Genomic DNA, 22,119 nt, shown 5'->3' with positions numbered 1-22,119 from the left:
CAGGCTCCGCGTTGAAATCCCGGGCGGCGCCGATCCTAGCACATCTCGCGGGCTATCGCTTCCGCTTTGCAGCCGGCTTCGCGGGCCTGGCGGCCACGCGGGCCTTGGCTTTCACGACAGGCTGCACCCGCAAACCGTCAACGAACACGTCGAGCATCCGCAGCACCGAGGATTGCCAGCCGGGCTGGTCGTGCATGTAGCACATGCCGAAGAACGCGCGCAGCAAGTCCTCGGGGCTGACGTCCGCGCGCATCGCGCCGGCCGCGGCTGCCCGATCGAGCAGCGAGCCGATCGCCTTGCTCAGGCGCTCAAAGGAAAAGGCATGCAACTCCGACCCGCTCTGCACCGCGAGTGCCAAGGCTGCCACCATGCCCTTTTTGGTGGCAACGAATTCGACACCTGAGCGCAGCCAGCGCCGCAGCGCATCCACCGGGTCCTTCGCATTCTTCAACTGCTCGGCGAGTTCGCTGAGCTGCTCGACCTCGCGCCGGTACACCGCCTCGAACAAATCCTCGCGCGTCGGGAAATGCCGATAGAGCGTGCCGATGCCGACGCCGGCGCGTTTTGCCACCGCCTCCAGGCTCGCCTCCGGCCCGCCCGCGTTGAACACGGCTTTCGCCGCCTCGAGCACGCGCTCGCGATTGCGCACGGCATCGGCACGCGGCTTGCGGATCTGATCGGTGTGGTCGTCCATGCCGGCACTGTAGATCACGAGTTGGTTAGATTGAACCCTTGTGGGGCTGCATCGCGTTGATGCGCACGGGCTTTTGACGAATTCCAAAATTTTTCGGCGGCCCTTGTTAAGCGGAGGCTGCCTCCGTATCTTCGCTGAAGACGTTGGCTCGGATGATATTCGGGCGGCGCGGAATCGACGGCGGCCACGGCGGTGGCGCGCTGCGCGACGACTCATGTCCATATCTGATCGGAGCCTTATATGAACCACTCCATCAGCCTCACCGTGAACGGTGCGCGGCGCGACTTCGTCCTCGACGATGCGCGCGTCACATTGCTCGATCTCCTGCGTGAGCGCCTCCACCTGACCGGAACCAAGAAGGGATGCGACCGCGGTCAATGCGGCGCCTGCACCATTCTCGTCGACGGCAAGCGGATCAACTCCTGCCTCGCGCTGGCCATTAGCCATGACGGTGCCGACATTCTCACCATCGAGGGCGTGGCGCGCGGCGACCAGCTTCACCCCGTGCAGGCCGCCTTCATCGCCCATGACGGCTTTCAGTGCGGCTTCTGCACGCCCGGCCAGATCATGAGCGCGATCGGCATGATGAGCGAGGCACAGGCCGGCAACGATCCCGAGCGCATCCGCGAATGCATGAGCGGCAATCTATGCCGCTGCGGCGCCTATGCCGGCATCGTCGATGCCGTGCTCGACGCGCAGGCCGGGATGGACGAATCCAATCAGAGGCGCTCCGCATGAAACAATTTGATTACGTCAGGCCGGCCACGGTCGCCGAAGCCGTCGCGGCCGCAGCGCAGCCGGGCGCCGTCTATCTCGCCGCCGGCACCAATCTGCTCGATCTGATGAAGGGCGGCGTCAGCCGTCCGGATCGTCTGGTCGACGTCACGCATCTCGACGGGCTCGATCAGATCGAGCGCCTTGCCGACGGTGGTGTGCGTATCGGCGCGCTGGTGAGCAACGCCGATCTTGCGCATGACGCCGACTTCGCCAAGGCCTACCCGGCTGTCGCCGAAGCGCTGCTCTCCGGCGCGTCGGCGCAACTGCGCAACGCCGCGACCGTCGGCGGAAATCTGCTGCAACGGACGCGTTGCGCGTATTTTTACGACACCGCCAGCCGCTGCAACAAGCGCGAGGTCGGCAGCGGTTGCGACGCGCGTGACGGCGAGAACCGCACCCACGCCGTGCTCGGCTGGAGCGAAAACTGCATCGCCACGCATCCATCCGACTTCTGCGTGCCGCTGGTCGCGCTCGACGCCATCGTCGAGATCGAGGGCAGGAGCGGGCGGCGCGAGATCGCGCTCGACGACCTGCATCGCCTGCCCGGCGATACGCCCGAGCGTGAATCGGCGCTCGAACCGGGTGATCTCATCGTCGCCGTGCGCCTGCCGCCCGCTGCGCGCGGCTTTGCGGCTCATGCGCGCTATCTCAAGGTTCGCGATAGAACGTCCTACGCATTTGCCGTCGTCTCGGCTGCCGCTGCGCTGCGGATCGAGAACGGCAAGATCGCGGAGGCGCGGCTTGCGCTCGGCGGTGTCGCCGCAAAGCCCTGGCGTGCCCGCGCTGCGGAGGACATGCTCAGGGACGTCCCGCCCACGGTGGACGCTTTCCAGGAAGCCGCCTCGCGCGCGCTCGCCGACGCAAAACCGTCCGGCGACAACGCCTTCAAGATCGAGCTCGCGCGCCGCATCGTCGTGCGCGCGCTGAGCCTCGCCGCCGCCGGTACGCCCGTGCGCATCCCCGCGCTGCCGGCCTCTCCCTTTGCCTCGATGTCCGGAGCCATTCATGCCCGAGCTTAATCTCACCAGCGCGCCCGCTCATCTGCGGCACGGCTCGAACATCGGCCAGCCGCTGACCCGCCGCGACGGCGTGCTTAAGGTCAAAGGCCAGGCGACCTACGCCGCCGACAATCATCCGCCCGGTATGCTGTTTGCGGTGATGGCCGTTTCCAGCATCGCGCGCGGTCGCGTGACCTCGCTCGATGTCGCTGCTGCCAAGCGCCACCCCGGCGTCATCGATGTCATGACGCCAGACCACAAGCCTGAGCTCGCGATCGATCCCGAGATCAAGACCAATCCATTCGTATTCCGGATGGAGGTGCTACAGAGCAATGAGGTCCGCTACGCCAACCAGCCGATCGCCGTCGTAATCGCCGAGACGCTGGAGGCGGCGACGGAAGGCGCGGCGCTGCTGGCGCCGCACTACGAGACGCTGCCCGCGCTCATCGGTCTCGACGCGGGTGAGAGCTTCGTGCCGCCGGTCGTCGGCGTCGGCAACCCGACGGAAAATCACCGCGGCGATGTCGAGGCGGAGCTTGCGTCGGCCGAGAAGCGGATCGACGCGGTCTACGAAACGCCGCCGCAATATCACAATGCGATGGAGCCGCATGCGATCGTGGCTGCCTGGAACGGCGACAATCTGCAGATCGACATGCCGACCCAGGGCCTCATGCTGTCGCTGGCGCGCGTTGCCGAATTGTTCGGCATCGCGCACGACAAGATCCATATCCGCAGCCCGTTCCTCGGCGGCGGCTTCGGCTCGAAGGGGCTCATGGCCGGCCCTCCGGTCCTCGGCATCATGGCGGCAAAGCTCGTCGGCAAACCAGTCAAGCTGGTGCTGCGCCGTGAGCAGATGTACGGCCCGGTCGGCCATCGCGCGCCGACGCGGCAGCGGCTTCGCATCGGCACCGATGGCGAGGGGCGCCTGACCGCGCTCGAGCACCATGCGAGGACCGTGTCGAGCACGTTCGACGATTTCTACGAGCCCGCGGCCGACGCCTCGCACACGCTCTATGCGGCGCCCGCGATCCGCACCTCGCACGACGCCGTGCGTGTCAACACGGGTACGCCTTTGTTCATGCGCGCGCCCGGCGAGGCGACCGGCTCGATCGCGCTGGAGAGCGCGATCGACGAGATGGCCTGGGCCTGCGGCGTCGATCCGCTCGCCTTTCGTCTGAAGAACTATGCCGAGGTCGAGCCCATCACCGGCAAGCCGTTCTCGTCCAAGGCGCTGCGCGCCTGCTACGAGCAGGGCGCGGCGCGCTTCGGCTGGGCGAAGCGACCGCTCCAGCCGCGGCAGATGCGCGACGATGCCGGCCTTCTGGTCGGCTGGGGCATGGGCACCGCGACCTTCCCGGCATTGATGTTCCAGGCCGAAGCGCGTGCCGTGCTCCGCCGCGATGGCTCCGGTGCCATGGAGATCGGCGCGCATGACATGGGGCAGGGCGCCTGGACGGCGCTGGCGCAGATCGCGGCCGACGAACTCGGGCTTGATATCGACCGCGTCGAGTTCAAGGCGGGTTCATCCGACCTGCCCGATGCCGGCATCGCCGGCGGTTCGGCACACACGGCAACCGCGGGTGCCGCGATCCACAGCGCAGGCGCGGCCGTGATTGCAAAACTCGCCGATCTCGCCACCAGCGACGAGAAGTCGCCGCTGTTCGGCGCCGGCAATGCCGGCGTGATCGGGCGCGATGGCCGGTTGATCCGGCGCGACGACGAGAGCCGCGGCGAAAGCTATTCCGAGATTCTCGCGCGCGCCGGCGTCGCCGAAATCGAGGCGCGTGGCACCGGTGCGCCGAATCCGGCGGCCATGGAGGAGTATGCGATGCACGCCCATGGCGCGGTGTTCGCGGAGGTGAAGGTCGATCCCGAGCTCGGCCAGGTCCGCGTCACCCGCATGGTCGGCGCCTTCGCCGCGGGGCGGATCGTCAATCCGCGCATGGTGCAGAGCCAGCTGTTCGGTGGCATGATCTGGGGCCTGTCCTTCGCGTTGCACGAGGAAGCCATCACCGACCGCCGCACCGGCCGGATCATGAACGCCAATCTCGGCGAGTACCATATCCCGGTGAATGCCGACGTGCCGCCGCTCGACGTGATCACGGTCGATGAGCACGACCCGCACGTGAACGCGCTCGGCATCAAGGGTGTCGGCGAGATCGGCATCACCGGCAGTGCAGGGGCAGTCGCCAACGCCGTCTGGCATGCGACGGGCGTGCGTGTCCGCCGCTTCCCGATCCGGATTGAAGAGTTGCTGACGTAGCCTGAGGCCACGGGCCGGCGATGCCGTCTCGCTCTCCGCCTGCTAGTGCAGCTTCTTGCGAAGAGCCTTGAGCGCTTCTCGCTGCGCCTCGATGTAGTTCGCGATGGCCTTGCGCAGCTCCTCCGAATGGAGCCTGTCGCTGTCGCGCTGCACTTCATCGAGCGCAGCCTCTGCATTTGCGAGCGTGATCTTCATAGCGAGCCCTGTTACGAAGCGGCTCCGGAAAGCGGAGGCTGCTTGGCTATGGCTCGGAACATATAGAGGATCAGGCTGCGGAAATTGAGATGGCTCAAGCTCCGTATGATACCGGTGGCTCCGTAGGATTGCGGGCAACTTCAAAACGTCGGCGGTGTGCAGGCCGAGATCACCTCGCACGGCTTGCCGCCGACGCAGCGGAAGCGATGCGGGCGACGGCTCTCGAAGTAGTAGGCATCGCCGGGATTGAGGATGCGGCGCTCGTCCTCGACGGTGACTTCGAGCTTGCCCGAGATCACGATGCCGCCTTCCTCGCCGTCATGGACGAGATGAACGCGCCCGGTGTCGCTGCCGGGCTCGTAGCGCTCCTTCAGGATCTGCAGGCTGCGACCGAACAGATTGTCGCCGATTTGCCGATACGAGATCGGCTTCTTGCCGACCTCGGTCAGCTCTTCGCCGCGGTAGAATATCTTGCGCCGGCTCTCCGGCTCCAGCGCGAAGAACTCGGCGAGCCCCATCGGGATGCCGTCGAGGATGCGCTTGAGCGCGCCGACCGAGGGGTTCATCTGGTTGGATTCGATCAGTGAGATCGTCGAATTGGTGACGCCGGCGCGTTTGGCGAGTTCGCGCTGCGACAGCTTCTGGCGCGCCCGGATGAATCGCAGCCGTCCACCGATATCGACGCTCATAGCCTTGTCCCGTGTTGCAGGTGTTGCGGATCGCGCAAATATGGACCGGCAGCCCCAGTTAAATCAATGGCTTGCAGCCCATCAGAAAAGGACTTGTTGCGCTTTTCAAGCCGTGCCTCTGGTAGCAGGTCAGCAAAGGAGCGTGGCCCGTGACCCTTCATCAGATTCCGAACACCATCAAGACCGACTCGTTCTGGATGCCGTTCACGGCCAACCGGCAGTTCAAGAAGGCGCCGCGCCTGTTCTCCTCGGCCGAGGGCATGCACTACACCACCGTCGACGGCCGCAAGGTGATCGACGCCTCCGCCGGCCTCTGGTGCGTCAATGCCGGCCACGGCCGCAAGCAGATCGCCGCCGCCGTCGAGCGCCAGCTGATGACGCTGGACTTCGCGCCGTCGTTCCAGATGGGCCATCCGCTGGCATTCGACTTCGCCGAGCGTCTGGCCGAGATCGCGCCGAAGGGCCTCGATCGCATCTTCTTCACCAATTCCGGCTCCGAGTCGGTCGATACCGCGCTGAAGATCGCGCTCGCCTATCACCGTGCCAACGGCCAGGCGAGCCGCACCCGCCTGATCGGCCGCGAGCGCGGCTATCACGGCGTCGGCTTCGGCGGCACTTCGGTCGGCGGCATGGTCGCCAACCGCCGCGCCTTCGCCACCCTGCTGCCGGGCGTCGACCACATCCGCCACACCCACGATCTCACCCGCAACGCCTTCGCCAAGGATCAGCCCGAGCATGGCGCCGAGCTCGCCGATGATCTCGAGCGGTTGGTGGCCCTGCACGGCGCCGAGACCATCGCTGCCGTCATCGTCGAGCCGGTGCCGGGTTCGACCGCGGTGTTGCCGCCGCCGAAGGGCTATCTCCAGCGCCTGCGCGAGATCTGCGACAAGCACGGCATCCTCCTGATCTTCGACGAGGTCATCACCGGCTTCGGCCGCCTCGGCACGCCGTTCGCCGCCAACTTCTTCGGCGTCACGCCTGATATGATGACGACGGCCAAGGGCATCACCAACGGCACCATTCCCTGCGGCGCCGTGTTCGCGAGCCGCAAGGTGCATGACGGCCTGATGGTCGGCCCGGAGAACGCGATGGAGCTGTTCCACGGCTATACCTATTCGGCGCATCCGGTCGCCTGCGCCGCGGGTATCGCGACGCTCGACATCTACAAGGACGAAGGCCTGCTGACGCGCGGTGCGTCGATCTCCGAATACTGGCGCGATGCGCTGCATTCGCTGAAGGGCCTGCCCAACGTCGTCGACATCCGCAATTGCGGCCTGATGGGCGCGGTCGAGCTGTCACCCCGTGACGGTACCGTCGGCGTGCGTGGCTACGACGTCATGGTCGATTGCTTCAATCGCGGGCTGTACTTCCGCATGAGCGGCGATAGCTTTGCGCTGTCGCCTCCGCTCATCGTCGAGAAGAGCCACATCGACGATATCGTGTCGATCCTCGGCGATGCCATCAAGCGGGTGGCCTGATAATTGCTCTCGCCGTTGCGGAGTTCCTCTTGCAGCGGCGAGCGTGATGCCGCGGGAGTTTGACCAAGCGTGAAAGTTCTGATCCTCGGCAGCGGTGTCATCGGTGTCACCTCTGCCTACTACCTCGCGCGTGCCGGCCATGAGGTGACGGTTGTCGACCGTCAGCCCGAACCGGCGCTCGAGACCTCCTTTGCCAACGCCGGCGAAGTGTCGCCCGGCTATTCTTCGCCCTGGGCCGGCCCCGGCGTACCGGTGAAGGCGGTCAAATGGCTGCTGATGAAGCACGGCCCCCTTGTGATCCGGCCGAAGCTCGATCCCGTGATGTGGGTCTGGCTGCTGAAGATGCTGCGCAACTGCACCAGCGAACGCTATGCGATCAACAAGAGCCGGATGATCCCGATCGCGGAGTATAGCCGCGATTGCCTGCGCGATCTGCGCCGCGACATCGGCATCCAGTATGACGAGCGCTCCCAGGGCACGCTGCAGCTGTTCCGCTACCAGGCCCAGCTCGACGGCACCGGTGAGGACATCGCCGTGCTCAAGCAATACGGCGTGCCCTTTGAGGTGCTCAGCCGTGAGGGCTGCATCGCGGCCGAGCCGGCGCTGGCGGGCGTGAAGGAGAAGTTCGCGGGCGGACTGCGCCTGCCGCAGGACGAGACCGGCGATTGCCACATGTTCACGCAGGCACTGGCCAAGCACGCCGAAGCGCTCGGCGTGCGCTTCATGTTCAACACCGGCATCGACCGCATCGTCACCGACGGCGCGCGCGTCAGCGGCGTCGTGACCAGCGCCGGAATGTTGCAGGCAGACGCTTACGTTCTCGCGCTCGGAAGCTGGTCGTCGCGGCTGGTCGCGCCGCTCGATATTTCGCTGCCGGTCTATCCGGTGAAGGGCTATTCGATCACGGTGCCGATCAAGGACGCTTCCGGCGCGCCGGAATCGACCGTGATGGATGAGAGCTACAAGGTGGCTATCACCCGTTTGGGCAATCGCATCCGCGTCGGCGGCACCGCCGAAATCTCCGGCTTCTCGAGCCAGCTCTATGATGCGCGCCGCGCCACGCTCGATCATTCGCTGACCGATCTGTTCCCGCGCGGCGGCGATCTCTCCAAGGCGACGTTCTGGAGCGGCCTGCGCCCGATGACCCCGGACGGCCCGCCCGTGATCGGCCCGACGCAATACGCCAACCTTCACCTCAACACCGGCCACGGCACGCTAGGCTGGACCATGTCGTGCGGCTCCGGCCGCGTACTCGCCGACATGCTGTCGGGCAAGAAGCCGGACATTGATGTGAGTGCTCTGACGGTGAACCGGTATAAGTATCGGTTCGGCTAAGACTCTATCCTCCCGTCATTACGAGGAGCGAAGCGACGAAGCAATCCAGAGTGTCTCCGCGGTGAGAGTCTGGATTGCTTCGCTTCGCTCGCAATGACGGCTGCGCTACCCCGTCCCCGTCACGCAATTCACCCACAGCACCACAGCCTTCGCGTCATTGGCCGGATTGGAAAACCGGTGCGGCCGCCGGCTTGCAAACCGAAAACTGTCGGCCGTCTTCAGCGACCATGTCTCGCTGTCCACCGTCAGCATCATCTCGCCTTCGAGGACGAGGCCGGCTTCCTCGCCGTCATGAGTGTAGAGCTCGTCGCCGGTGGAGCCGCCTGGCTCCAGATGCACCAGGAACAGGTTGAGCCGGTTGTCGGCGCTGGCCGGGCTCAACAATTGCTTCGACACGCCGGTGCGCCAGAGCTTCAGCTCGGGCCGCTGAAGCCCGCGCGTGACGATTTGATTGGATGCACCGTCGGCGTTCGGGCTCGCGCCGAACAGCGCGGCGATGCCGACGCCGAGCACGTCGGCGAGCGTGGCCAGCACACGCAGCGACGGCGACGACAGGCCGCGCTCGATCTGGCTGAGGAAGCCGATCGACAGATCCGTGCGCGAAGCGACCGTCTCGAGCGAGAATTGCCTGATGCGCCTGAGATCGCGGATACGGCGGCCGACCGCGATGTCCATCGCGGGCTCGGCGGCTTTGGCGATAGCCTTGGTGTTGGCGTTGGCTTTCGCCTTCGCCTTTATCTGCACCTTCTTCACCGGCTTTGCGGCGGCCGGTCTGCGCATTCTTTTGCCACCGCTCACGTCAAACCGCTTCCTTCATGTGCATGAAAACCGCTTGCATGACCCGCGAAAGTGTGACCAAATTTTCATGTTGGTGAAAATAGGCCGAAACGGCTCGGCCCGCAATGTCTGCGATCACGACATCTGCGAGCGCCGCCATCGGCCGAGCCCAAAGGGGAATGCGATGGCGTTGAAGCGTTTTGTCCAGGCCGCGGTCGCGGCACTCGCGATTGCCGCAGCAGCGCCGGCTTCGGCGCAGCAGGTGCTGAAGGTTGGTTCGACGCCGACAGGCATTCCCTTCACCTTCCTCGACACCAAGACCAACACCATCCAGGGCATCATGGTCGATCTCATCACCGAGATCGGCAAGGATGCCGGCCTCAACGTGCAGATCGAGCCGATGGCGTTCTCGGCGCTGATCCCGTCGCTGACCTCCAGCAAGATCGACATCATCGCGGCCGCGATGTTCATCACCGCGCCGCGCAAGGAGGTCGTCGACTTCTCCGATCCGATCTACACTTACGGGGAAGGCCTCGTCGTGCCGAAGGGCGATACCAAGGCCTACGCCACGCAGGACGATCTGAAAGGCGAGACGGTCGGCGCCCAGGTCGGCACCGCCTTCGTCGATGCGCTGAAGAAGTCCGGCCTGTTCGCCGACGTCAAGGCCTACGATACCATTCCCGACATCCTGCGCGACGTGAACACCGGCCGCCTCAAGGCCGGTTATGCCGATTATCCGATCCTCGCCTACAATCTGAAGCAGGGCGGCTTCCCCGAGGTGCGGCTCGTCGACAGCTACAAGCCTGCTACTGTCGGCTCGGTCGGCATCGGCGTCCGCAAGGGCGAGAGCGCGCTGCTCGGCAAGATCAACGCCTCGCTCGCCAAGCTCAAGGCCAACGGCACCATCGAGAAGATCCTCGATAAATGGGGCCTGAAGGCGCAGGGTTGATCGCGAGAGGTCAATCGATGAAGGCTGATCGATGAAAGGCTTCTGGCACGACGCGGCGGAATTCTTCCCGATCCTGATGAGCGGCGTCGTGCTGACGATCGTCGTCACCATCGGCTCGCTGCTGCTGTCGACGGTGCTTGGCCTCGTCTGGGCGATGATGCGGGTCTCCGGCATCCGCGTCCTGTCGCTGCTCAGCGCCAGCCTGATCAATGTGATCCGCGGCATTCCGATCATCGTGCTGTTGTTCTACCTCTACTTCGTGATGCCGGATCTCGGCGTCACGCTGTCCGCGTTGCAGGCTGCGATCCTTGGGCTCGGCATCGCCTACTCGGCCTATCAGGCGGAAAATTTCCGCGCCGGCATCGAGGCCATCGACAAGGGGCAGATCGAGGCGGCGCAATCGATCGGCATGGGCTGGTGGCTGACCATGCGCCGCGTCGTGCTGCCGCAGGCGGTGCGAATCGTGTTGCCGCCTTACGGCAACGTCATGATCATGATGCTGAAGGATTCCTCGCAGGCCTCGACCATCACGGTCGCCGAGCTCGCGCTGCAAGGCAAGCTGATCGCGTCCTCGACCTTCAAGAACACCAACGTGTTCACGATGGTTGCGCTGATGTATCTCACCATGAGCATTCCGCTGATCCTGCTGGTCCGTCACTTCGAGAAGCGGGCCGGCAAGAAATGATCGAGCTGACCGACGTCCACAAGAGCTTTGGCGAAAACGAGGTGCTCAAGGGCATCACGGCCTCCGTGCAGAAGGGCGAGGTGGTCTGCATCGTCGGGCCCTCCGGCTCCGGCAAGTCCACCATCTTGCGCTGTATCAACGGTCTCGAAAGCTACGACCGCGGCGAGATCAGCGTCGAGGGATTGAAGGTCGACCGCGACGCGCCGTCGATCGTGCAAGTCCGCACCCAGGTCTCGATGGTGTTCCAGCGCTTCAATTTGTTTCCGCACCGAACGGTGCTGGAGAACGTGGTCGAAGGTCCGCTCTATGTGAAGAAGGAGCCGCGCGCTGCCGCATTCGAGCGTGGCCGCGCGCTGCTCGCCCAGGTGGGCCTTGCCGAGAAAGCCAACGAACATCCGCCGCAGCTCTCCGGCGGCCAGCAGCAACGCGTCGCGATCGCGCGGGCGCTGGCGATGCAGCCCAAGGCCATCCTGTTCGACGAACCGACCTCGGCGCTCGATCCTGAACTGGTCGGCGACGTTCTCGGCGTGATGCGCAAGCTCGCCGACGACGGCATGACCATGGTCGTCGTTACGCACGAGATGGGCTTTGCCCGCGACGTCGCCGACCGCGTGCTGTTCATCGACGGCGGTGTCATCGTCGAGCAGGGACCGGCGAAATCGGTGCTCAATCAACCGCAGCATGCGCGGACGCAGGATTTTTTGCGCCGCGTTCTGCATCCGCTCTGACCGGTCCTTGCCATGACCACGCGCCTGCCTCTGCCGCCGTCCCTCTATGCCGACACCGCCGTCGCGCCGGTGGCCACGCCGCCGCTCGAAATCGACAAGACGGTCTCGGTCGCCATCGTCGGCGGCGGCTACACCGGTCTGTCCACGGCGTTGCATCTGGCCGAGCAGGGCGTGGAGGCACTGGTGCTGGAGGCGCAGGAGCCCGGCTGGGGCGCATCCGGCAATAATGGCGGCCACACCAATCCGGGACTGAAGCACGACCCCGATCAGATCGAAGCCGATTTTGGCACTGAGCTCGGCCGCCGTATGATCGACTTCTCCTACGGCACGACGAACTTCACCCACGATTTGATCCGCCGCTACCAGATCCCGTGCGAGGCGCGGCAGAACGGCACGCTGCGCGCGGCCTATAACCAGGCCAGCGCCGCCGCGATCGAGACAACCGCGCGGCAATGCACCGCCCGCGGCATGCCGGTGTCGTACCTGAACCGCGAGCAGCTGCGCGCGATGACCGGCACCGATCGCTACGTCGGCGCCATGCTGGATACCCGCGGCGGCGATCTGCATCCGCTCAGTTATGCCCGCGGTCTCGCGCGCGCCGCGATCTCCGCGGGCGCAAAGGTGCACGGCGAGACACCGGCGCTGTCGCTACGCCGCGAGGGCAGCCGCTGGCGCATCGAGACGCCGCGCGCGGTGGTGCATGCCGACAAAGTGCTGCTCGCGACCAACGGTTTTACGGACGATCTCTGGCCGGCGCTTCGCCGAACCATCGTGCCGGTGTTCTCCTCGATCGCGGCCACCGCGCCGTTGTCCGACGATGTGGCCCGTTCGATCATGCCGACGCGTCCCGTCCTTTACGAGAGCGGCCACATCACCGTCTATTACCGCGTCGATCAGCAGAACCGCCTCTTGATGGGTGGTCGCGGTCCGATGCGCTGGATCAATTCGCCGCGCGACGTCGCCTATCTCATGCGATACGCCGAGCGGCTATGGCCGCAACTCGAGGGCGTTGCCTGGACCCATGGCTGGAACAGCCGGCTCGCCATCACCGCGGATCATTACCCGCATGTGCACGAGCCCGCGGACAACATCCTGATCTCGCTCGGCTGCAACGGCCGCGGCGTAGCGCTCTCGACCGCGATGGGCGCACAGCTCGCACGACGTCTGATCGGAGGCGCCAAGGCCGAGCTCGACGTGCCCGTCACCGGCATCAAGCCGATCCCGATGCACGCATTCTGGCCGGTGGGCGTGACGACGGCAGTGATCGCAGGCCGGGTGCGCGACCGGCTCGGGATCTAACGGCGCGATTAGATTTACTGTTGCCGCAGCACAGGTGCGCTCCCTCTCCCGCTTGCGGGAGAGGGCTGGGGAGAGGGTGTTTCCATACAGGGAATCCCCAAGAGGAGAGAGCCCTCACCCGCCGCGCTCGGGACGATGCTTTGCATCGCCCGGCGCGCGTCGACCTCTCCCGCAAGCGGAAGAGGTGCAGCGGTGCTCGCGGCTCAATCGGTTTTCGTTAAGCCTTAGGCTTCCGCCACCGCATCGGCCCAAGGATGAAAAATCTCGACCGCGCCGGAACTCGTGTCGCCCTGGCGCATCACTACGCTCGGGAAGGCGAACTTCATCGGCACGGCCTGTACCTGCGTCTCCTCATAGTCGAAGCGCGCGGCGAGTGCCTTGCGGACTTCCTTCGGAAGTCTGGCGTCGCCGATCACGATCGCGCCCTCGCTGGCATCGATGCGCGGCTGGTGGATCGCGGCATCGAGATCCATGCCGAAATCCATCGCAAACGACACGATCTGCATCACCGACGGCAGGATGCGGCGACCGCCGGAGGCGCCGACCGCGAGCCGCTTGCCGTCCGCGGTCTCGGCGATGACAGGCGTGTAGTTGGTGAGACAGCGCTTGCCTGGGGCGAGCGAGTTGGTGGTGCCCGGCGTCGGGTCGAACCACATGATGCCGTTGTTCATGGCGATGCCGGTGTGCGGCGTGACGTATTTCGAGCCGAAGGAGGACAGCAGCGTCTGCGTCACCGCCGCGATGTTGCCGTGGCGGTCGACCACGGAGAAGTGCGTGGTGCAGGCGGGCGCCAGATAGTCCGCGCCGAGCGAGCGCTTGCCGTCGGCATCGCCCATATCCTTGAGCCGCTCGCGATAAGCCGATTGCAGGGCGAGCGCATATTCGACATAGCCGGCCGCGTCGGGCGCGCTTCCCGGATTCAGGTTCTGCTGCAACAGGCGCAGCGCATGCGCCATTGTCGGCCCGGCTGTGAGCTCCGGCGTCGCAAACACCTTGCCGCCGCGATAGGGGATCGCCAGCGGCTCGCGCAGATGAGCTCGGAACGCGGCGAGGTCCTCCACCGACAGCGCGCCGCCGTTGGCCTTGATGTCGGATGCGATACTCCTGGCGAGATCGCCCTGGTAGAAATCGCGCGGACCGGCGTCGGCAAGGTGCGACAGCGTCGCCTTCAGAGTGTCCAGCGGCAGTCGCGTCTCGGACTTGATGCCCCACGGCGCGCTTGGCGGCAGGCCGTCCTTCAGGAACGTTGTCGCGCTCGCGGGATAGCGCCGAAGATCGGCCGCCGATGCCGCGATCGTCAGCGTGGTCCACCAGTCAACCAGCAGGCCTTCGCCGGCGAGGACCGCTGCCGGCGCGACCAGATCCTTCCAGGGCAACTTCGCGTGACGGCGATGAGCCTCCTCCATGCCGGCGACGACGCCGGGCACGGCGATCGCGCCGGGGCCGTGGATGTTGCGGTCGTCCTTCACCCGCTGCCAGGGGAACAGATCGGAAGCCGCGCCTTCGCCGCTGAGCGGATAGTCGGCGGCGCGCAGGCTTTGCGGCGCGCACATGCCGTAGTCGATCACTTCGTAGCGATTTTCCGCGGCACGGTAGAGCACCATGGCGCCGCCGCCGCCCATGCCGCTGTTCCAGGGCTCCAGAACGTTGAGCGCGAAGGTGGTGGCGACGATCGCATCCACGCAGTCGCCGCCCGCCGCCAGCACTTGCGCCCCCACTTCGGCCGCCCGCCGCGACTGCGCGGCGACGATGCCGCCTTTGGTTGTGATGGCGGGCTTGCGGACGGTTTGGGCGTGGCTGAACTGGTGCGGCATGATGATGTCTGTGTGCTGTCTTCGGTTTGGCTTCGTTGCGCTGAGCTCCGCAATCGGCGGAGTGCGCGGACAATGGCACATCGTCCCCACCGAGAATATCGAAAGGGAGGCGCGACATGGCTGGTGTGAAGCAGGCGGGGGAGGCGCCAACGCGTGAATGCCCGGGGCATAGGCGAGCGGAAGCGACGCCGTCCTTCGGACGGCTATGCCCGGGCATCACGAGTCGAGAGACCGATCAGTGGGAAGCGGAAGCCGCAGAGCTCAGCGCGCGCGATCCAGCCGGCTGGCCTGATACTTGGCGTGCCATTTCGGGCCAGGCCCGCGCATGTAGTGGAGCTCGGGCCGGTAGGGATTGCCCGCGATCCGGATCAGCGTCTGCCATTTGCCGGCGACGAAGCTCAGGGGCTGGCGGAGCAGGGTCAGTGACGCGAGCAACATGGCATCACCTCAGTGCGGCTTGCCGAGCATGGCAGTGAAGGGGAGGTCGAAGATCTCCTCGCCGTCGGAGCCGCTGACATGGATCACCCAGTCGCGCCAATCCTCAGCGCCGGGCGTCAGGATCATCGCGTTCATGATCTGGGCGGCACGGTCGCGCGCCTCGGTCAGGTTGGTCACGGCTGTGCCGCTGCGATCGATCAGCGTGCCCTCGGTATTGGAGCAGTGAAAATAGACCTGGACCATATGCGTCTCCTATTGGGAGCGATTGGGACGGCAAACCGATACCATTCCAAGCCTTCGCGAAACATTCGGGTCGAGCCCGGTAAGGGAATCTACGGAGATTGGTCGGCGCCAAGCCCCCTGCTGGTTTGATCACAAGGGGGTGTTGATCAACTGGACGGCGTTCCCGCGGCATGGAACAACCCTGGACGGAAAGTCCGGGAGGCGCCGTGAACCACCTCACATTTTGGCGTGAAAGCCGAAGCCTGCGCGCATGCGCGGGCGCCTTGGTGGTGCTCCTGACCCTCACCTCGGTAGGCTCATCAGAACCGGTCCGCAAGAGCGGCTATGCGATCGGCACGGAGACCTGCGGCAGTGCCGATCTGGCTTTTCCCAGAATCCAGATCGACATGAAGGCCGGATTTTGCGCCGGCCTCGTCGCCAGCGAGGAGGATCGGCTGAAATTCCCGCGGGCGATCATCCAGGTGCCCGGTCGTGACCTGTTCGTGGTCGCCGACATGGCGGGCTGGGGCCATACCGATGGCCGACTGCTGTTGCTCGACCCGCGCGCGCCCCAGGGACGGCGGTTCAAGGAGCTGCTCACTGCAATCGAATATCCGTTTGGCCTCGTGATCGGTCCGGACAAGAAGCTCTATGCCTCGAGCGCGGAGACGATCTTCCGGTTCGATCCGCTCGCCGACAATCCGCGCGACATGGTCGAGACCATCGTCCGTCAGATGCCGGGCCGCCGGATCACATTGCCCGACGGCACCAGGGTCGACGAGAGCGCGCACCCGCTCAAGCAGTTTGTGTTCGACAGGAACGGCCGGCTGTTCGTCAACATCGGCTCGCACAGCGACGACTGCATCACGCCGGCGCCGATCACGCGACCTTGCGCGGCGGCCGAGGGTGCTTCCGCGATGGCGTCGATCTGGCTGTTCACGCCGCCCCCGGGCGGTATCTTCCCGGCGTTGAAGCCTGGCGAACCCGACCCGCCGCACGGCGTCTATGCGCGCGGCCTGCGCAACTCGATGGCGCTGGCGCTGCACCCGAACTTTCCCGATGCGGGCTATGCCTTCCTGCAAGGCGAGAACGGCCGCGACCTGCCTGACATTTTCAAGCCGAACGAGGAGATCAACGCCATCGAGCAGGGCAGGCATTACGGTTGGCCTTATTGCTACGATTTGTCGACGCCGAGTCCCGAATTCAGGATCGTATTGCAGTCGGGGATCTACAAATCGCTGTGCACCGCCAACGCTCTCTACAAGGCGCCGTTCTCGCTGCTGCCGCCGCACGGCGCGCCGCTCGCGATGCTCTATTATCACGGCGCGAAATTTCCGGAGCTCGAGGGCAAGCTGCTGGTCGGCCTGCATGGCTATCGCCCGACCGGCAGCCGCGTCATCGTCTATGACGTCGACGACCACGGCTTCCCGAAGCCCGCCCCGGCGCCGGTCCGCTATCATGTCAGTTGCGCGGCCGATCCGACCCACAGTTTTCAGACCGAGGCCGGCGACGTCGCCGCCGCGCCGTTCGAGGAGCTGATCGCAGGCTGGCACCGCGTCAACGGCGCGCGGCCGCAGGGCGCCCCCGTCGGCATGACGGTCGCGGAGGACGGCGCAATCTGGTTGGTCGAGGACAAGAACCAGACCGTGATCCGGATCGACCGCGCCGCGGGCGATGCGCCGCCGCCGTTGCCCTGCGACATGCGTAGCCAGGCGCTGATCGATCAACTGGCTGTCTTCGTGGCCAAAGATGCGCAGAACAGCGTCCGGCTCACCAATTTGCGCAAAGGCCTCGTCGAAAAGCACTGCGTCGGCTGTCACTCGGACTTCGGCCTGAAGCCGGGCCTATCTGACGCTCAGAAGGACGCGACGGTGCTTCGCTTCATGCTGTCGCAGGATGGCTGGATCTATCCTGGTGATCCCGACTCCGGAAAGTTGCGCACGCGGCTTCGTGGGTTAGGCGCGGAGAAGCTGATGCCGCCGGGTGGCGAAGGCCTGCCGAAGGCCGAGCCTGGTTACACGCGCCTGCTCGACACGGCGGATCTGCTGGTGTCAAAAATGGTTCCAGGCATCCGGATGCGGATCAAGTCCGGCCCGCCGCAGCGCAAGTTCTTTGGCAAAACCAACAAGGAATGCGGCGAAATACCGGCTGCCAAGGTCGTCGTCGTGACACAAAGGAACGCTGTAGACAAACCCGGCTTCAGCCGCTTCTTCCGGCCGGCCGATCCCTATCTGAATGGCGAGTGCAGCGACGACGATGGCTATTACATCCGGCAGGAATTTCTGGTGCCTGTGCAGTAGCGTTGTTCTCGTCCTTGCGACGGCACCGGCACGAGCGGAAACAAAACTGTTCGAAAGCGTGCAGGTGACGCCATCAGGCGAATACACGTTTGGCATCGAAGGCCCGGCCGCCGATCTCAACGGCAATCTCTTCGTTGTCAATTTCGGCAAGCCCGGCACCATCGGCAAGCTGCCTGTCGGCGGCGCGGCGTCCGAGCCGTTCACGGCTTTGCCCGATGGCAGCGTCGGCAATGCCATCCGCTTCGCGCGCGACGGCACCATGTTCATCGCCGACTACAAGAAGCACAACATCTTCGCGATCCCGAAGGGATCGACCGAGCCCGCCATCTGGTTTCACTCCGACGAGATGAACCAGCCCAACGACATCACCATCGCCCGCGACGGCACGATCTACGCGAGTGATCCGAACTGGAAAGGTCGCGAAGGCCATATCTGGCGCATCGCGAAGGAAGCCGACGGAACGGTGCAGGGACAGCTCATGTCGGCGCCGCGCGCGATGGGCACCACCAACGGCATCGATCTCAGCCCCGATGACAAGACGCTCTATGTCGGGGAATCCAGCAGCGGCCAGATCTGGTCCTACACGATCGGCGGCAACGAGCTCACCAGTCCAAAACTCGTCAAGGCGTTTCAGCCCGACAGCGTCGATGGCCTGCGCACCGACATGGCTGGCCGCCTCTATGTCGCGCGCATCCTCAAGGGCACCATCACGTTGATGAAGGCCAATGGCGCGGTCGAGCGGGAGATCGCGCTGAGGGCCAAGGAGCCGACAAACCTTGCCTTCGGCGGTAGCGACGGCAAGACGATTTTCGTCACCCAGCGTCAGGGCGGCTTCGTCGAGTCCTTCCGCACCGACCAGCAGGGCCGCGAGCACTGCCTTCAGCGCGGGCGTTGCTGAGCTTCACGAGCGATCTGCTTCAGGCGCAGGGCGGTGCGAAAGGGACGGCATTCTTCTTGCTTGCATCTCGCCGCCGCGGGGATTTAGACATCTGTGGCACCCTCAAAGCGACCACGGAGTGTTCGAGTGAAAGCCGTCCATACCGAGCTGCATCGCAGCCACGATCCGCAATTCTTCCTGGTTCGCGGTGTGGTCAAGCGCACCACCGAGCAGCCCGAACGTGCCGACCGCCTGCTCAAAGGGCTCAAGGACGGCAAGCACCAACTGGTCGAGCCAACCACATTCGGGCAGGGGCCGCGTGCGCGCATCCATAGTCCGGAATATCTGTCGTTCCTGAGCGAGGCCTGGGAGGAATGGACCGCGCTCGGCGATTCCGGCCCGGAGATGATCGGCAACATCCATCCGGTGCGCCATGCCGCGACTTATCCCACCCATATCACCGGCAAGCTCGGCTGGCACACCGCCGACACCGCGGCGCCGATCGGCCCGGGCACCTGGGCTGCGGCCTGCGCCGCGACCGACGTCGCGGTCACCGCGGCACAGATGGTGATGGACGGCGAGGACGCGACCTATGCGCTCTGCCGTCCGCCCGGTCATCACGCCTATCGCGACATGGCCGGCGGCTTCTGCTTCCTCAACAACAGCGCGATCGCGGCGGCGCATCTGCGGCAGAAGCACGAGCGCGTCGTGATCCTCGACGTCGACGTCCATCACGGCAACGGCACGCAAGGAATCTTTTACGCGCGGCCGGACGTCTACACGGTCTCGATCCATGCCGATCCCGTCGCATATTATCCTTACGTGTGGGGCTACGCGCATGAGCGCGGCGAAGGTCCCGGCCTCGGCACAAATCTCAACATTCCCCTGGCGATCGGTACCGGCGATGACGGCTACATGCAGGCGATGGACGTTGCGCGCAGGGCAATCGAGTCCTTCGCGCCCGGTGCTCTCGTCATCGCGCTCGGCCTCGACGCCTCCGAGCACGATCCGCTGAAGGGTCTCGCCGTCACCACGCCCGGCTTTCGCCGCATCGGCCAGGCCATCGCAAAGATGGGCCTGCCGACCGTGTTCGTGCAGGAGGGCGGCTATCTCTCGGATATCCTCGGCGCGAACCTGACTTCCGTGCTGGCCGGATTCGAAGAGGCGCGGTGAAGTTTACCTCTCCCCGCTTGCGGGGAGAGGTCGGAATTTGCGCGAGCAAATTCCGGGTGAGGGGGTACAGGTCTCTGGCATATCTCGCCCGCAGAGAGAGCCCCTCACCCCGACCCTCTCCCCGTAAGAACGGGGAGAGGGAGAAGAGGCACTTCCTTGATAATTCGATCTCAAAACATCCCGCTTGCCGCGAGCGCCTTGCAGACGTGCTGCATCTCGGTCTCGTCTGCGACCATGTCGAGCATGATCGTGGTCAGCCCCTTCGCGGCAAACTCCTTCAGCTTCGCGCCGATCTCCGCGTAGCTGCCGACGAGGTAGGGGCAGTCGGCCTGGAAGGTCAGGAACGGCAGCAGCCAATAGCCATTGTCCGCGAACTCGCCGCTCTGGCCTTCGTAGAGGCGCCGTTTCCACACGGAATCGCTGTTCTCCACGGTGAGCACGAGCAGCTCGCGATCGTCGGCATTATCGCGGAAACGCGCCTTTGCCGCTTGCCGTGCCTCGTCGCGTCCCTCGCGGGCGAAGATTCCAAAATTCACGCCCGGCGCGTCGAGGCCGCGGTCGAGATCGGGCGGCAGCATCTGCATCTTGATGCAGCCGGTCTCCTTTGCGGCGCGCTGTGCCGGCTCGGACTGGCCCGCGACCAGAAATTCCGGCATCAGCTCCGGCGGCAGGCGCGGCCGCAGTTGCAGGTTGCTGGCGCGGTAGAACCGGCCCTCGAAAGTGACCGGCCGCGGGCTTGCCAGCAACTGGCGCATCAGCGCAACGAATTCGCCGAGCCGGACATAGCGGTCGGCATGGGACTGCTCGTCGCCCAGCCCCTGCAGATCGCTGACCGCCGTCCCCGTGATCATGTTGAGATAGACCTTGCGGCCGTGGAGTTGCGCAAACGACGAGACGAATTTTGCCGCCGTGAACGGGTGCATATAGACCGGATTGACCGCGATCAGCGGCGAGGACCGGGTCGTCTCGCCGATGATGTGCTGGGCCATCGCCCAGGGCTCGACGAACACGTCGTTGCCTTCGAACAGCAGGATGCCTTCGAAGCCGTTGCGGTCGGCGAACTGCGCCACTCGCATCAACTCACCGACATATTTCTTTGGGTCGCGGTTGCGCGAAATCGCGGGAAAGACACGCAGCCGCGGCGTCATTCAGCTGCCTCCTGCAGCGGCCACGCATTGCGCGTGATGGGAAGGCCGCCGCTGGCGCGGGAGCCGTCGGCGATCGCGAGACGATGCGAGGGCGACGGCGAGATCAGCTGGAATCGCCACCCTTGCGGATCGTCGGCGATATCGGGCTTGAAGCTGATCTCGATGGCCTCGCGAGATACCTGCATGGCGAAGGCGTCGAGCGGCAAATTGAGGCCGAAACCTCTGGCCTTCAGATAGGCTTCTTTCAGCGTCCAGTAGTCGAAGAAGCGCTCGGTCGCGGCGGGCTCCGGCAGCCCGCGCAGCGCTTCGACCTCTTCCGGCGCGAAGAACCGAAGCGCGGTCGACAGCGGCGCCACCCGACGCGACACGGTCTCGACGTCGACGCCGACGGTCTCATGCCCTGACACGACGCAGGCGACGCAGCCGTCGGCGTGCGACAGGCTGAAATGCAGCGTGCTCGAGGTCTTGGGCGATGCGACAAACGGCCGCCCGTAACGCCCGGCCGCAAATGACCAGTCGGTCGGTGCGACCTCAGGTGCGACGTGGGAGAGCGCAAGGCGCAACATCGCGTGCGCGAAAATATACTGTCGCTGGTGCCGCTCGAACACGAAGCGGTCGGCTCGTACCCGTTCGTCGACCGAGAGCAGGCGCCGGCACGTATCAACCGCATCCGGCGCGTCAAAAGTCTCGATCAGTCCGACAAACAGTTCAATTCTGTCGTCTGCCATCAATTGGGCCCATGGCGTCAGGCCGGGGCCAAATCCCCTGCCATGACGGAAGAATCAACTGAGCAAGAATCAACTGAGCGGACCGCTTCTAGCGGTCCACTCCGGCGAATCCTTGTCGATTGCTGGCCGGTTTACGGGCGCAAGCTTGTGCGAGACCCCAACTCGACAGGCGAGCGGCCAAATCTGAAAACTGAAGCCCGAAAACTGAAGCCTGAAGATTCGTGCGGCGTCCCGGCCGACGAGTCTTACGTCTTCTTCTTCTTCTTGGACTTCTTGGAGCCGCCCAGCATCGAAATGCTGGCGTCGACGTCCTTCAGCGCGGACTGCAGCTTCTTCTTCTCGGCACCGAGCAACTTCTGCAGGGCCTTGCGGTCCTTGTCACTCAACGAGGTGCCCTTGGTAAATTTGATGAAACCCATAACGAACTCCCCGGTTGAAAATAATCGTCCAAATCAAAACGCGAGAATAATCTTGCGCGATGGCGCCAAATAATCAAGATGCAACTTGGTCATTCACAGCTTTGACGGGTGACCCCGTATTCGCCCGTGCTGT

The 22,119-nt window shown here is 65.0% G+C and carries 22 protein-coding genes; 12 read left to right on the top strand and 10 right to left on the bottom strand.

Annotated features, from left to right (window positions below):
• Nucleotides 1-52: 52 nt before the first annotated feature.
• Entirely contained in the window at nt 53-694 is a 642-nt protein-coding gene (locus tag FXB41_RS37445) for a TetR/AcrR family transcriptional regulator (RefSeq protein WP_219685346.1), read from the bottom strand.
• Nucleotides 695-934: 240 nt separating this feature from the next.
• Here FXB41_RS37445 and FXB41_RS37440 point away from each other — a divergent pair, with 240 nt between their 5' ends.
• From FXB41_RS37440 to FXB41_RS37430, 3 genes are read left to right on the top strand one after another with little or no spacing between them, the layout of a single operon-like run.
• On the top strand, nt 935-1,432 hold the full coding sequence (locus FXB41_RS37440; protein WP_007600564.1) for a (2Fe-2S)-binding protein: 498 nt from the start codon (nt 935-937) through the stop codon (nt 1,430-1,432).
• Complete coding sequence (locus FXB41_RS37435) at nt 1,429-2,490, top strand: FAD binding domain-containing protein (protein WP_219685345.1); 1,062 nt, start codon at nt 1,429-1,431, stop codon at nt 2,488-2,490. The genes FXB41_RS37440 and FXB41_RS37435 overlap by 4 nt, the downstream gene beginning before the upstream one ends.
• Nucleotides 2,477-4,732 (top strand): xanthine dehydrogenase family protein molybdopterin-binding subunit, encoded by a 2,256-nt coding sequence (locus FXB41_RS37430; RefSeq protein ID WP_219685344.1) that lies wholly within the window; start codon nt 2,477-2,479, stop codon nt 4,730-4,732. Before FXB41_RS37435 ends, FXB41_RS37430 begins: the two co-directional genes overlap by 14 nt.
• Before the next feature lie 42 nt (nt 4,733-4,774).
• Here FXB41_RS37430 and FXB41_RS37425 read toward each other — a convergent pair whose 3' ends face one another.
• Both FXB41_RS37425 and FXB41_RS37420 read right to left on the bottom strand, forming a co-directional pair.
• Nucleotides 4,775-4,927 carry a hypothetical protein gene (locus FXB41_RS37425; RefSeq protein WP_219685343.1) on the bottom strand — a complete coding sequence of 51 codons (153 nt, stop codon included), beginning with the start codon at nt 4,925-4,927 and terminating at the stop codon, nt 4,775-4,777.
• A 140-nt stretch (nt 4,928-5,067) separates the two neighbouring features.
• The gene (locus FXB41_RS37420) at nt 5,068-5,616 is read right to left on the bottom strand and encodes a cupin domain-containing protein (protein ID WP_007600574.1); all 549 of its coding nucleotides are present in this window, start codon (nt 5,614-5,616) and stop codon (nt 5,068-5,070) included.
• A 149-nt stretch (nt 5,617-5,765) separates the two neighbouring features.
• Here FXB41_RS37420 and aptA point away from each other — a divergent pair, with 149 nt between their 5' ends.
• Together aptA and FXB41_RS37410 are read left to right on the top strand one after the other, a co-directional pair.
• The gene (aptA, locus tag FXB41_RS37415) at nt 5,766-7,094 is read left to right on the top strand and encodes an omega-aminotransferase AptA (RefSeq protein WP_007600575.1); all 1,329 of its coding nucleotides are present in this window, start codon (nt 5,766-5,768) and stop codon (nt 7,092-7,094) included.
• 69 nt (nt 7,095-7,163) lie between these two features.
• The gene (locus tag FXB41_RS37410) at nt 7,164-8,429 is read left to right on the top strand and encodes a D-amino acid dehydrogenase (RefSeq protein ID WP_219685342.1); all 1,266 of its coding nucleotides are present in this window, start codon (nt 7,164-7,166) and stop codon (nt 8,427-8,429) included.
• A 105-nt stretch (nt 8,430-8,534) separates the two neighbouring features.
• On the opposite strand, the gene FXB41_RS37405 is transcribed toward FXB41_RS37410, so the two are convergent.
• Entirely contained in the window at nt 8,535-9,209 is a 675-nt protein-coding gene (locus tag FXB41_RS37405) for a helix-turn-helix domain-containing protein (protein ID WP_219685341.1), read from the bottom strand.
• 181 nt (nt 9,210-9,390) lie between these two features.
• Here FXB41_RS37405 and FXB41_RS37400 point away from each other — a divergent pair, with 181 nt between their 5' ends.
• Genes FXB41_RS37400 through FXB41_RS37385 form a run of 4 tightly spaced genes read left to right on the top strand, consistent with a single transcriptional unit; the run spans nt 9,391 to nt 12,867 of the window.
• Nucleotides 9,391-10,155 carry an ABC transporter substrate-binding protein gene (locus FXB41_RS37400; protein WP_007600582.1) on the top strand — a complete coding sequence of 255 codons (765 nt, stop codon included), beginning with the start codon at nt 9,391-9,393 and terminating at the stop codon, nt 10,153-10,155.
• A 31-nt stretch (nt 10,156-10,186) separates the two neighbouring features.
• Complete coding sequence (locus tag FXB41_RS37395; protein WP_007600584.1) at nt 10,187-10,840, top strand: amino acid ABC transporter permease; 654 nt, start codon at nt 10,187-10,189, stop codon at nt 10,838-10,840.
• Nucleotides 10,837-11,568 (top strand): amino acid ABC transporter ATP-binding protein, encoded by a 732-nt coding sequence (locus tag FXB41_RS37390; protein WP_027568180.1) that lies wholly within the window; start codon nt 10,837-10,839, stop codon nt 11,566-11,568. The genes FXB41_RS37395 and FXB41_RS37390 overlap by 4 nt, the downstream gene beginning before the upstream one ends.
• 12 nt (nt 11,569-11,580) lie before the next feature.
• The gene (locus FXB41_RS37385) at nt 11,581-12,867 is read left to right on the top strand and encodes an NAD(P)/FAD-dependent oxidoreductase (protein ID WP_219685340.1); all 1,287 of its coding nucleotides are present in this window, start codon (nt 11,581-11,583) and stop codon (nt 12,865-12,867) included.
• A 224-nt stretch (nt 12,868-13,091) separates the two neighbouring features.
• Here the strand turns inward: FXB41_RS37385 and FXB41_RS37380 are convergent, their stop codons facing one another.
• The 3 genes from FXB41_RS37380 to FXB41_RS37370 form a co-directional block, all read right to left on the bottom strand.
• The gene (locus FXB41_RS37380) at nt 13,092-14,681 is read right to left on the bottom strand and encodes a gamma-glutamyltransferase family protein (protein WP_219685339.1); all 1,590 of its coding nucleotides are present in this window, start codon (nt 14,679-14,681) and stop codon (nt 13,092-13,094) included.
• A gap of 261 nt (nt 14,682-14,942) precedes the next feature.
• The gene (locus FXB41_RS37375; RefSeq protein ID WP_219685338.1) at nt 14,943-15,119 is read right to left on the bottom strand and encodes a hypothetical protein; all 177 of its coding nucleotides are present in this window, start codon (nt 15,117-15,119) and stop codon (nt 14,943-14,945) included.
• A gap of 9 nt (nt 15,120-15,128) precedes the next feature.
• Nucleotides 15,129-15,362: a DUF6894 family protein gene (locus tag FXB41_RS37370; protein WP_007600593.1), complete on the bottom strand. Its 234-nt coding sequence runs from the start codon at nt 15,360-15,362 to the stop codon at nt 15,129-15,131.
• 206 nt (nt 15,363-15,568) lie between these two features.
• On the opposite strand from FXB41_RS37370, the gene FXB41_RS37365 reads away from it, so the two are divergent.
• The 3 genes from FXB41_RS37365 to FXB41_RS37355 all read left to right on the top strand — a co-directional run bounded on the left by FXB41_RS37365 (nt 15,569) and on the right by FXB41_RS37355 (nt 19,691).
• The gene (locus tag FXB41_RS37365; RefSeq protein WP_219685337.1) at nt 15,569-17,641 is read left to right on the top strand and encodes a PQQ-dependent sugar dehydrogenase; all 2,073 of its coding nucleotides are present in this window, start codon (nt 15,569-15,571) and stop codon (nt 17,639-17,641) included.
• Nucleotides 17,598-18,539, top strand: a complete 942-nt coding sequence (locus FXB41_RS37360; protein WP_219685336.1) for an SMP-30/gluconolactonase/LRE family protein — start codon at nt 17,598-17,600, stop codon at nt 18,537-18,539. The genes FXB41_RS37365 and FXB41_RS37360 overlap by 44 nt, the downstream gene beginning before the upstream one ends.
• 126 nt (nt 18,540-18,665) lie before the next feature.
• Nucleotides 18,666-19,691: a histone deacetylase family protein gene (locus tag FXB41_RS37355; RefSeq protein ID WP_219685335.1), complete on the top strand. Its 1,026-nt coding sequence runs from the start codon at nt 18,666-18,668 to the stop codon at nt 19,689-19,691.
• A 170-nt stretch (nt 19,692-19,861) separates the two neighbouring features.
• Here the strand turns inward: FXB41_RS37355 and FXB41_RS37350 are convergent, their stop codons facing one another.
• From FXB41_RS37350 to FXB41_RS37340, 3 genes are all read right to left on the bottom strand, one after another.
• Nucleotides 19,862-20,839: an LLM class flavin-dependent oxidoreductase gene (locus FXB41_RS37350; RefSeq protein WP_219685334.1), complete on the bottom strand. Its 978-nt coding sequence runs from the start codon at nt 20,837-20,839 to the stop codon at nt 19,862-19,864.
• Nucleotides 20,836-21,567, bottom strand: a complete 732-nt coding sequence (locus tag FXB41_RS37345) for a 4'-phosphopantetheinyl transferase family protein (protein WP_007600598.1) — start codon at nt 21,565-21,567, stop codon at nt 20,836-20,838. The genes FXB41_RS37350 and FXB41_RS37345 overlap by 4 nt, the downstream gene beginning before the upstream one ends.
• Before the next feature lie 245 nt (nt 21,568-21,812).
• A complete protein-coding gene (locus tag FXB41_RS37340) occupies nt 21,813-21,986 on the bottom strand; it encodes a hypothetical protein (protein ID WP_007600599.1) in 174 nt (57 codons plus the stop codon).
• Nucleotides 21,987-22,119: the final 133 nt, after the last annotated feature.

Source organism: Bradyrhizobium canariense, from assembly GCF_019402665.1.
GTDB classification, from domain to species: Bacteria; Pseudomonadota; Alphaproteobacteria; order Rhizobiales; family Xanthobacteraceae; genus Bradyrhizobium; species Bradyrhizobium canariense.
Note: the sequence above shows the minus strand (reverse complement) of the source record. Positions and strands in the feature narration are given on the sequence as shown.

Excerpts from the sequence above, each read along its gene's own strand:
- FXB41_RS37445 (WP_219685346.1), bottom strand. The coding sequence starts at position 694 with ATGGACGACCACACCGATCAGATCCGCAAGCCGCGTGCCGATGCCGTG.
- FXB41_RS37440 (WP_007600564.1), top strand. The coding sequence starts at position 935 with ATGAACCACTCCATCAGCCTCACCGTGAACGGTGCGCGGCGCGACTTC.
- FXB41_RS37435 (WP_219685345.1), top strand. The coding sequence starts at position 1,429 with ATGAAACAATTTGATTACGTCAGGCCGGCCACGGTCGCCGAAGCCGTC.
- FXB41_RS37430 (WP_219685344.1), top strand. The coding sequence starts at position 2,477 with ATGCCCGAGCTTAATCTCACCAGCGCGCCCGCTCATCTGCGGCACGGC.
- FXB41_RS37425 (WP_219685343.1), bottom strand. The coding sequence starts at position 4,927 with ATGAAGATCACGCTCGCAAATGCAGAGGCTGCGCTCGATGAAGTGCAG.
- FXB41_RS37420 (WP_007600574.1), bottom strand. The coding sequence starts at position 5,616 with ATGAGCGTCGATATCGGTGGACGGCTGCGATTCATCCGGGCGCGCCAG.
- FXB41_RS37405 (WP_219685341.1), bottom strand. The coding sequence starts at position 9,209 with ATGCGCAGACCGGCCGCCGCAAAGCCGGTGAAGAAGGTGCAGATAAAG.
- FXB41_RS37400 (WP_007600582.1), top strand. The coding sequence starts at position 9,391 with ATGGCGTTGAAGCGTTTTGTCCAGGCCGCGGTCGCGGCACTCGCGATT.
- FXB41_RS37395 (WP_007600584.1), top strand. The coding sequence starts at position 10,187 with ATGAAAGGCTTCTGGCACGACGCGGCGGAATTCTTCCCGATCCTGATG.
- FXB41_RS37390 (WP_027568180.1), top strand. The coding sequence starts at position 10,837 with ATGATCGAGCTGACCGACGTCCACAAGAGCTTTGGCGAAAACGAGGTG.
- FXB41_RS37385 (WP_219685340.1), top strand. The coding sequence starts at position 11,581 with ATGACCACGCGCCTGCCTCTGCCGCCGTCCCTCTATGCCGACACCGCC.
- FXB41_RS37380 (WP_219685339.1), bottom strand. The coding sequence starts at position 14,681 with ATGCCGCACCAGTTCAGCCACGCCCAAACCGTCCGCAAGCCCGCCATC.
- FXB41_RS37375 (WP_219685338.1), bottom strand. The coding sequence starts at position 15,119 with ATGTTGCTCGCGTCACTGACCCTGCTCCGCCAGCCCCTGAGCTTCGTC.
- FXB41_RS37370 (WP_007600593.1), bottom strand. The coding sequence starts at position 15,362 with ATGGTCCAGGTCTATTTTCACTGCTCCAATACCGAGGGCACGCTGATC.
- FXB41_RS37360 (WP_219685336.1), top strand. The coding sequence starts at position 17,598 with ATGGCTATTACATCCGGCAGGAATTTCTGGTGCCTGTGCAGTAGCGTT.
- FXB41_RS37350 (WP_219685334.1), bottom strand. The coding sequence starts at position 20,839 with ATGACGCCGCGGCTGCGTGTCTTTCCCGCGATTTCGCGCAACCGCGAC.
- FXB41_RS37345 (WP_007600598.1), bottom strand. The coding sequence starts at position 21,567 with ATGGCAGACGACAGAATTGAACTGTTTGTCGGACTGATCGAGACTTTT.
- FXB41_RS37340 (WP_007600599.1), bottom strand. The coding sequence starts at position 21,986 with ATGGGTTTCATCAAATTTACCAAGGGCACCTCGTTGAGTGACAAGGAC.